Origin of the sequence: Pseudomonas brassicae (genome assembly GCF_010671725.1) — a bacterium.
Taxonomy (GTDB): Bacteria; Pseudomonadota; Gammaproteobacteria; order Pseudomonadales; family Pseudomonadaceae; genus Aquipseudomonas; species Aquipseudomonas brassicae.
On sequence record NZ_JAAHBU010000180.1, the window covers coordinates 1 to 8,690 of the forward strand.

The following is an 8,690-nucleotide window of genomic DNA, read 5'->3' on the forward strand; positions in this document are numbered from 1 at the left end:
CCTGCGCCAGGCTGGCCAGTCGGGCCAGCCCGCAGGCACTTTCGATGATCGGCCAGACCGCCTTGCCGGTGGCGCCCGCACGCTCGACCTGAGCCGGCGTCTCGGCCTTGGGCAGCAGGATACCGGTGACGCCGGCATGCCTGCGGCACAGGCGCAGGTCGGCCGCATGCTCGCGATGGCCGGGGGCATTGACGCGCACCAGCACCTGCGCCGAAAGGTGCGCCTGCAGAAACGTATCGAGGTGGTCGCGCGCCACGGCCTTGAGGTCTTCCTGCACGGCATCTTCAAGGTCGACGATGACGCGCTCGGCACCGCTGGCCAGCGCCTTGGGGATTCGCTCGGGGCGTGTGGCGGGCACGAACAGGGCGCTGCGCACTGTGCTCATGGCCGTCCCCCCGTGCTGAAAGTGATTTCGCCCTGCTGCGCCACGCCCTCGGCGTTGCCGGCCCACACCTGCGCCGTGCCCGCGTCGCCCAGGCGCCCCCCCCACGTCGAACGGGGTGGGTGAGATCAGCGGACGCACGCCGCGAAAGCTGAAGCGTTCGGGCCGCGCGTGGGGGTGCGCCCGCAGGAAGGCGCGCAGGCTCAAGGTGGCAATCAGCGGCCCGTGCACCACCAGCCCCGGGTAGCCTTCGGTGGCGGTGACATAGGGCCAGTCGTAATGGATACGGTGGCCATTGAAGGTCACCGCCGAGTACCGAAACAGCAGCGTGGCGTTGGGCACCACCGGCTCGCACCACTCGCCTTCAGGCAGCGGCGCAGTGCCGCCGAGCTTGGGCGGGGAGGGCTCGCGGTAGACGATGTCCTGTTCGTCGACCAGTGCGCATTCGCCGTCCTGGTAGAACTCATGGCGGACCGTAACGAACAGCAGCGCGCCGGTACGTCCGTGTTTTTCTTCGACCCGCGTGAGGGTCGAAAGTCGGTCTACCTGTGCATCCACACGCAGTGGCCGGTTGAAGGTCAGCCGGCTGCCGGCCCACATGCGGTTGCGCCCGTGTGCCGGGGGCAGAAAGCCGCCCAGTGCCGGGTGGCCGTCCGGCCCCAGCCCATCCTCGGCCACCGGCTCCTGAAAGAACGCCCAGTGCCACAGCGGCGGCAGGTCTTCGCCAGGTTGCGGTGCGGGTTCGCCCAGGGTGGCGGCGATACGCCTGACCAGCGTGTGGCAGAGGCGGTCGCGGCTTTCTTCGATGCGGCCGATCCAGGCCGAAAAATCGTCGGTACTCATGCAGTCGGTCCTCAGATCGCGCCTGCGGCGCGCAAGTGTGCGATGCGCTCGGCCGGCAGGCCCAGCTCGGCGAGCAGTTGCTCGGTGTGTTCGCCCAGCGCCGGTACCGGGTCCATGCGCGGGCTGAAGGCATTGCTGGTGGCCGGTGGCAGCAGGCTCGGCACACTGCCGGCCGAGGTCTGCACCTGGCGCCAGCGCTGGCGCGCCTTGAGCTGTGGGTGGTCCCACACACCCTGCATGTCGTTGACCCGCGCATTGGCGATCTGCGCCCGGTCGAGCCGCTGCATCACCGCGTCCAGGTCCAGCGTAGCGAAGGCCTGCACGATCAGCTCACGCAGCGCCGCGCGGTGTTCGACACGCTTGAAGTTGGCGTTGAAGCGCGGGTCGTTCGCCAGCGCAGGCTGCGCCAGCACCGTGTCGCAGAACGCCTGCCATTCGCGTTCGTTCTGCAGGCCCAGCATCACGGTGGTGCCGTCGCCGATCGGGAACGGCCCGTACGGGTAGATGGTCGCGTGCGCGCCCCGGCGCGCGGCGGCGGTGCGGCGCCGGCGTAGGCGTAGTACAGCGGGTAGTTCATCCATTCCACCAGGCTTTCGAGCATCGAGATGTCGAGGTGGCTGCCTTGCCCGGTCTTGTCGCGCAGCAGCAGTGCACCGAGGATCCCGCTGTAGGCATACATGCCGGCGGCGATGTCGGCGATGGAGCAACCGGCCTTGGCCATCTGCGTTTCGCCTGCATCACCGGTCACCGACAGGAAGCCACCCTCGCTCTGGATCAGCAGGTCATAGGCTTTTTTGTGCTCATACGGGCCGCCGCTGCCATAGCCGGAAATGTCACACACGATCAGGCGCGGGAAGCGCGCGTGCAGCACCTCGAACGACAAGCCCAGCCGGGCTGCCGCGCCCGGTGCCAGGTTCTGTACCAGCACATCGGCGCTGGCCAGCAGTGCATCGAGCACCGCGTCGGCCGCCGCGTGCTTCACATCCAGGGTAAGGCTCTGCTTGGAGCGGTTGGTCCACACGAAATGCGAGGCGAGGCCGTTGACGCGCTGGTCGTAGCCGCGGGCGAAATCTCCCGTGCCGGGCCGCTCGACCTTGATCACGCGCGCGCCCAGGTCGGCCAGTTGGCGGGTACAGAAGGGCGCGGCGATGGCGTGTTCCAGGCTGACGACGGTGATCCCGTCCAGCGGGCGGGTAGCCTTGGGCTGGTTCATGGGTGAGGCCTCCAGTCAGAACGAGCGCGGCAGTTCGAGCAGGTGCTCGGCCACGTACGACAGGATCAGGTTGGTTGAGATCGGCGCCACCTGGTACAGCCGGGTCTCGCGGAACTTGCGCTCGACGTCGTATTCGCAGGCAAAGCCGAAGCCGCCGTGGGTCTGCAGGCAGGCGTTGGCGGCCTCCCACGAGGCCTTGGCGGCCAGGTACTTGGCCATGTTGGCGCTGGCCCCGGCGTTGCGCCCGGCGTCGTAGTCGGCGCAGGCTTGCCAGCGCATCAGGTCGGCCGCCTCCAGCTCGATATGCGCCTCGGCAATCGGGAACTGCACGCCCTGGTTCTGCCCGATCGGCCGGCCGAACACCACGCGGTCGCGGGCGTACTGCGCCGATTTCTCGACAAACCAGCGGCCATCGCCGATGCACTCGGCGGCAATCAGCGTGCGCTCGGCATTCAGGCCGTCGAGGATGTAGCGAAACCCTTTGCCCTCTTCACCGATCAGGCTGTCGGCGGGGATCTGCAGGTTGTCGAAGAACAGCTCGTTGGTCTCGTGGTTGACCATGTTGGCGATCGGCTGCACGGTCAGCCCGTTGCCGATGGCTTCGCGCAGGTCGACCAGGAAGATCGACATGCCGTCGACCTTCTTCGTCACCTCGGCCAGGGGCGTGGTGCGGGCCAGCAGGATCATCAGGTCCGAATGCTGTACGCGCGAGATCCACACCTTCTGGCCGTTGATCACGTAGGTGTCGCCCTGGCGCACGGCGGTGGTCTTGATGCGGGTGGTGTCGGTGCCCGTGGTCGGTTCGGTCACCCCCATCGACTGCAGGCGCAGTTCGCCGCTGGCCAGGCGCGGCAGGTAATGATTCTTCTGCGCCTCGCTGCCGTGACGCAGCAGCGTGAACATGTTGTACATCTGGCCGTGGATGGTGCCGGAGTTGCCGCCGCAGCGGTTGACCTCCTCGAGAATCACCGAGGCTTCGGCCAGGCCCAGGCCCGAGCCGCCGTACTGCTCCGGGATCATTGCCGACAGCCAGCCGGCGGCGGTCATGGCGCTGACGAAGGCGTCTGGGAAGCCTTTTTCTTCATCGATCCTGCGCCAGTAGTCGGCAGGGAAGTCCGCGCACAGGGCGCGGACGCCTTCGCGGATGGCAGTGAGGTGTTCGTCGTTGCAAGCGGTCATTGTTATTGTCCTGTAGGTGCAACTGTCGTGGGGAGGCGGCGCCTTGCAGCGCCGGCCCGCCGTCAGATGGGCAGATGGCCCAGCGCCGCCCTGAAGCGATTCTTGATGAAGTGCCCGTCGCGCGGCGGCAGTACCCGTGGCGGGTTTTCGGCCTTGATCTTGATCGTTGCCAGTTTCACCCCGTCGCGGCTGGCGAAGCGTTCGCGCAAGTCGTGCACGCCGTGCATGTCGCGGATTTCGTCGGTCCAGCTGAACCCGCAGGTGTTGGCCACCTGGTCCAGGCGGATACCGAAGCCGGCGTGGCTGACCTGCATGCCGGTTTCGCCGAAATGGCCGTTGTCGAGCACGGCGATGGTCAGGTTGGCGGGCTTTTGCAGGGCCACGGTGGCCAGTGCGCCAAACCCCATCAGCAACTCGCCGTCGCCGGTGATCACCACCACGCTCTTGTCGGGCTGCGCGTTGGCCAGGCCCAGGCCGACGGTGATCGCGCTGCCCATGGCGGCCCACAGGTAGTAGTTGTGGTCATGGTCGCCGGCCGCCATCACGTCGTAGGAGGCCGAGCCCAGGCCGGTCACCACCAGCACATCGTTGCGATCTGCCAGCAGGGCACGCACCACCTCGCGGCGGCACAGGGTGTGGTTGGCGCTTACTTGACCCATTTCTTTTCTCCAATCAGGCGCTGGCCGAGCAGCAGGGCGGTGGCGCTGTCACCGTTGAAGGCCATGGTGGCCGCGCCGTGCAGCAGCGGGGCGACGTCCTTGGGTTCATCGGCGCGCCAGGTCATCACGTTCATCAGGTTCAGGCAGCGTTCGGTGGCCTGGCCCATGGGGTTCTGCCAGGCGTTGAACTCGGCCCAGTCGCCGCGCATGGTCACCACCATCAGCAGCGGGAAACCGGCGCACACCTGCAGCGCCAGGGTGTTGATGCAGTTGCCCACGCCGCTGGACTGCATCAGCAGCGCGCCGCGCTCGCCCCCCAGCCAGGCGCCGGCCAGGTAGCCGATGCCTTCTTCCTCGGTGGTCAGCACCACCGCCTTGATCGCCGGGTCGGCGTAGGCCAGGCGGATGGCGGCCGAGTGGCCGGCGTCCGGTACGAATACCACGTGTTTCACATCGTGGGCCTTGAGCACGCGGAACACGTCCTCTTGCCAGTCCTGCCCCACGGTCTGTTCAGCTTCTAGCGTTGACATGCCAGTCTCCCGAGCACTGTTGCTGTTGTTGTGTTTTCACGCATTCTGGCGTGAGCGGTGCGGTGGCACGACTACCGCTTTTGTCTTTGAGATATGCCTGCCTGGCATAGCTCAGGCGTTGGCTGCGGGCTGCGTGGGGCTGCCCTTGAGGCCGGTGTTGGCCTCGATCTCGCCGTCGCCGCTGATGTAGCCGTGGCGGGTGAGGTTGGGCATCAGCAGCGAAGCGATGAAGGTGACGCTGACCACGGCCACCACATAGAAGAAGAAATGCGTTTCGCTGCCCTGGGCGCGAAACGACAGCGCCACGTATTCCGCTGTGCCGCCAAAGGCGGCGTTGCCCACCGCATACGGAAAGCCCACGCCCAGTGCACGCACGGCGGGCGGGAACAGCTCGGCTTTGACGATGCCGGCAATCGGGGTGTAGAACGAGGCGATGGCCAGGCCGGCGAACACCAGCAGGAAGGCGGTGAACGGGTTGTGCACCGATTGCAGGGCGAACAGCAGCGGCACCACCAGCGCCATGGCCAGCCCGGAAAACAGCAGCATGTGCGCCTTGATGCCGATGCGGTCGGCCAGCAGTCCGAGCAACGGTTGCAGCAGCATGAAGCCGACCAGTGCGGCGGTCATGATGAAGCTCACCGTCTCGGGGCTGAACCCGGCGGAGATCACCAGGAACTTCTGCATGTAGGTGGTGAAGGTATAGAAGTACAGCGAGCCGCCGATGGTGAACGCGACCACCAGCGCCACTGCGCGCTTGTGCTTGAACATGCCGCGCAGCGAGCCGGCGTCCTTGCGGTGCATGTCTTTGTTCGACGCGGTCTCGTGCATTGAACGGCGCAGGTACACCACCACCACGGCGCTGACTGCGCCAATGAAGAACGGGATCCGCCAGCCCCACGCGCGCAGGTCCTCATCGCTCAGGGTCTGTTGCAGGATCACCACCGTCATCAACGCCAGCAGTTGCCCGGCAATGATGGTGAAGTACTGGAACGAGCCGTAGAAGCAGCGTTTGCCGGGGGTGGCGATCTCGCTGATGTAGGTGGCGCCAGTGCCGTATTCGGCGCCCACCGACAAGCCCTGGATCAGGCGGGCGATCACCAGCATCACCGGGGCGGCGATGCCGATGCTGTCATAGGTGGGCATCACCGCGATCAGCAGCGAGCCGGCGCACATCATGAACACCGACAGGATCATCGACACCTTGCGCCCGCGGGTATCGGCGATCCAGCCGAAGATCCAGCCACCGAGCGGGCGCATGAAGAAGCCCACCGCGAACACCCCGGCGGTGGCCAGCAGTTGGGTCGTAGTGTCGCCCTTGGGGAAGAACGCGGCGGCAAAGTAGATGGCGGTGTAGGCGTAGATGAAAAAGTCGTACCACTCCACCAGGTTGCCCGAGCAGGCACCGAGGATGGCTTTGACACGGTTGGGGGCGGGTGGGCTGGCGTCGCAAGGCGCGGTGCTGCGGGTCATGGCGAAAGTCCTCGAGTCTTATTCTTGTAATAAGCCGGGCAATCGGGTGCCGGCAATGGACTCACGCTACCGCAGCCCGCCGCCTGCAATAAGACGCGCAGCGGGCCTAACTGATATGCCCGAATTGTATAGGGCGTCGCGGGCTGCACGCCGTACACTGGCGCCAGCGCGCCGTGACACGGCGGGCCTTCACTCCACCTGACTGGCCTGGCAATGGACGTCGTTCAACTCAAGACCCTGATCCACGTGGCCGAGCTCGGCAGCCTGAGCAAGGCGTCCGACCGCCTGCATATTGCCCAGCCGGCACTGAGCCGGCAGATTCGCCTGCTGGAAAAAGAGCTGGGTACCTACCTGTTCGAGCGCCATGGGCGCGGCATGCTGATCACCGAAGCGGGCCGGGAAGTGCTGGCCCACGCCACGCGCATCCTGCAAGAGATGGAATCGATCCGCAGTTCGGTGGCGGGCGGGCGCACCAGCCTGCGTGGCACCGTGGTAATCGGCACCACGCCGACGGTGGCTGAAATCGTCACCGTGCCGCTGGTGCGCAAGCTTCGCGATGCGCAGCCCGACCTGGGCGTACGGATTTCGTCGGCCTTCAGTGGTTACCTGCTCGACTGGCTGCAGCGCGGCGAGCTGGAGCTGGCGATCTCCTATGACCCGCAGCCGCTGCACACCCTGCGCATCGTGCCGGTGATGATGGAGAACCTGCTGCTGGTGGGCCCTGCGGGTGCGGGCCTGAGCCTCGACACACCGGTGAGCTTTGCCAGCCTGGCGGGCCAGGAACTGGTGTTGCCCAGTGCACGGCATGGTTTGCGGGTGATCCTTGACCGTTGCGCACGCGAGGTCGGCATTCCGCTGCGCACCAGCGTCGAGGCCGACTCGTTCGGCGCCATGATCGACCTGGTGCGCAACGGCTTCGGCCTGACCGCCTTGCCCCTGGCGTCGATCTACGCGCAGTTGGAAAACGGCAGCCTGTGCGCTGCACCGCTGGTCGAGCCGGTGCCGATGCGCAAGCTGGTGCAGGTGTTCCCGGCCGACCGGCGGGTGAGCCCGGCGGCCAGGTTTGTCGCCGACACCTTCATCGAGATCGCGGCCGACCTGGTCGAGCGCAAGATCTGGGCCGGGCACATGCTCTGAGTGTCACCCGCACGCTTTCTTTCGTACCTGTCACGGATATTGTCTTGAAAGACCCAGCTGCATTACCCGGCATGCCCGGTATTTTCGTGTTGGGCCTGCTGCAGATTCTGGTCTGGGGTGGCTCGTTCTTCCTGATGGCGGTGATGGCCGCGCCGATCATGCAAGAGACCGGCTGGGCCAGCCAATGGGTGTATGGCGCGTTGTCGCTGAGCATCCTGGTGTCGGCCGTGCTCGCGCCGCTGACCAGCAGGCTCATTGCGCGTTTCGGCGGGCGGCGGATTCTGGCCTGTAGCGGCGTCACGGTCGCGGCCGGGTTGTTTCTGCTGGCTGCCGCGTACAGCTTGCCGTGGTTCCTGCTGGCCTGGGCGGTGATTGGCGTGGGCATGGCGCTGGGGTTGTACGAGGCGCTGTTTGCCAGCCTGGGGGCCTTGTATGCGCAGAAGGCTGCTGGCGCGATCACTGGCATCACATTGATCTCGGGTTTCGCCACCAGCCTGTCCTGGCCGGTGGTGGCCTTGCTCATCGAACAGATGGGCTGGCGCAGTACCTGCGTGGTGTATGGCGCGGTGCTGGTGCTGGTAGTGGCGCCGCTGTATTGCTGGGTATTGCCGGCGGGCGTCGGCTTGCGCCTGGGCAGCAAGGCGCAGCACAGCGCGGTGGCGCCGGTGAGCTCGCGCATCTACGGGTTGCTGACTGCCATCTTTGCGCTGGGCGCGGTGTTGATGACGGCCATGTCGGTGCACCTGGTGTCGATCCTGCAGGGGCAGGGCTACAGCCTGGCGGCGGCCATTGGTTTGGCGGCGTTGCTGGGGCCTAGCCAGGTGGGGTCCAGGGTGTTGCAGATGTTTGCGCGCAAGCGCCATCCGGTGTGGACCACCTTGATTTCGGTGGTACTGGTAGCGGTGGGGTTGATGGTAGTGACGGTCTGGCCCGTGGCGACGGCGGTGGGGTTGGTGTTGTATGGGGCGGGCAATGGCTTGCGTGCGATCGTGCGTGGGTTGTTGCCGTTGGCGTTGATGTCGCCGGCCAACTACGTGTTGTTGATGGGGCGCATGTCCTTGCCTTCGTTGGTGGGGCAGGCGGCCACGCCGTTGTTGGGTGGGTACGTGTTACAGGTAGCGGGGCCGTCGGGTGTGTTGGTGATGATGTCGGGTCTGGCGGTGTTGAACGTGGTGTTGGTGGGGGTATTGATACGTTCGTTGTAAAAACGGCATCACCGAAGTCTGCTGTCGAGCCCCCAGGGCTGACAACGCCGAACTGTCAGGCCATGGTACGTT

7 protein-coding genes and 2 pseudogenes are annotated in these 8,690 nt (G+C 66.1%); 2 read left to right on the top strand and 7 right to left on the bottom strand.

The genetic code is table 11. From position 1 onward, the window contains the following. The 7 genes and pseudogenes from G3436_RS14020 to G3436_RS14050 form a co-directional block, all read right to left on the bottom strand. On the bottom strand, positions 1–385 hold a 385-nt coding region (locus G3436_RS14020; protein WP_243667139.1), incomplete at its 3' end, for an aldolase/citrate lyase family protein. After that, positions 382–1,225: pseudogene (locus G3436_RS14025) on the bottom strand (HTD2 family dehydratase). The pseudogene G3436_RS14025 and the gene G3436_RS14020, both read right to left, overlap by 4 nt. Before the next feature lie 11 nt (positions 1,226–1,236). Next, positions 1,237–2,438 (bottom strand): annotated as a pseudogene (locus G3436_RS14030) (CaiB/BaiF CoA transferase family protein). A 15-nt stretch (positions 2,439–2,453) separates the two neighbouring features. After that, positions 2,454–3,617: an acyl-CoA dehydrogenase family protein gene (locus G3436_RS14035; RefSeq protein WP_163945920.1), complete on the bottom strand. Its 1,164-nt coding sequence runs from the start codon at positions 3,615–3,617 to the stop codon at positions 2,454–2,456. 62 nt (positions 3,618–3,679) lie between these two features. Continuing rightward, on the bottom strand, positions 3,680–4,276 hold the full coding sequence (locus G3436_RS14040; RefSeq protein ID WP_163945922.1) for a thiamine pyrophosphate-dependent enzyme: 597 nt from the start codon (positions 4,274–4,276) through the stop codon (positions 3,680–3,682). After that, a complete protein-coding gene (locus G3436_RS14045) occupies positions 4,264–4,806 on the bottom strand; it encodes a thiamine pyrophosphate-binding protein (protein WP_163945925.1) in 543 nt (180 codons plus the stop codon). The genes G3436_RS14040 and G3436_RS14045 overlap by 13 nt, the downstream gene beginning before the upstream one ends. Before the next feature lie 111 nt (positions 4,807–4,917). Beyond that, on the bottom strand, positions 4,918–6,276 hold the full coding sequence (locus tag G3436_RS14050; RefSeq protein ID WP_163945926.1) for an MFS family transporter: 1,359 nt from the start codon (positions 6,274–6,276) through the stop codon (positions 4,918–4,920). 213 nt (positions 6,277–6,489) lie between these two features. On the opposite strand from G3436_RS14050, the gene G3436_RS14055 reads away from it, so the two are divergent. Continuing rightward, complete coding sequence (locus tag G3436_RS14055; protein ID WP_163945929.1) at positions 6,490–7,413, top strand: LysR family transcriptional regulator; 924 nt, start codon at positions 6,490–6,492, stop codon at positions 7,411–7,413. A gap of 95 nt (positions 7,414–7,508) precedes the next feature. Further along, positions 7,509–8,618 (top strand): MFS transporter, encoded by a 1,110-nt coding sequence (locus G3436_RS14060; protein WP_163945931.1) that lies wholly within the window; start codon positions 7,509–7,511, stop codon positions 8,616–8,618. Positions 8,619–8,690 lie beyond the last annotated feature (72 nt).

What these genes read in the sequence shown, in the direction of transcription:
- G3436_RS14035 (WP_163945920.1), bottom strand. Translation starts at nt 3,617, where the DNA reads ATGACCGCTTGCAACGACGAACACCTCACTGCCATCCGCGAAGGCGTC.
- G3436_RS14045 (WP_163945925.1), bottom strand. Translation starts at nt 4,806, where the DNA reads ATGTCAACGCTAGAAGCTGAACAGACCGTGGGGCAGGACTGGCAAGAG.
- G3436_RS14055 (WP_163945929.1), top strand. Translation starts at nt 6,490, where the DNA reads ATGGACGTCGTTCAACTCAAGACCCTGATCCACGTGGCCGAGCTCGGC.
- G3436_RS14040 (WP_163945922.1), bottom strand. Translation starts at nt 4,276, where the DNA reads ATGGGTCAAGTAAGCGCCAACCACACCCTGTGCCGCCGCGAGGTGGTG.
- G3436_RS14050 (WP_163945926.1), bottom strand. Translation starts at nt 6,276, where the DNA reads ATGACCCGCAGCACCGCGCCTTGCGACGCCAGCCCACCCGCCCCCAAC.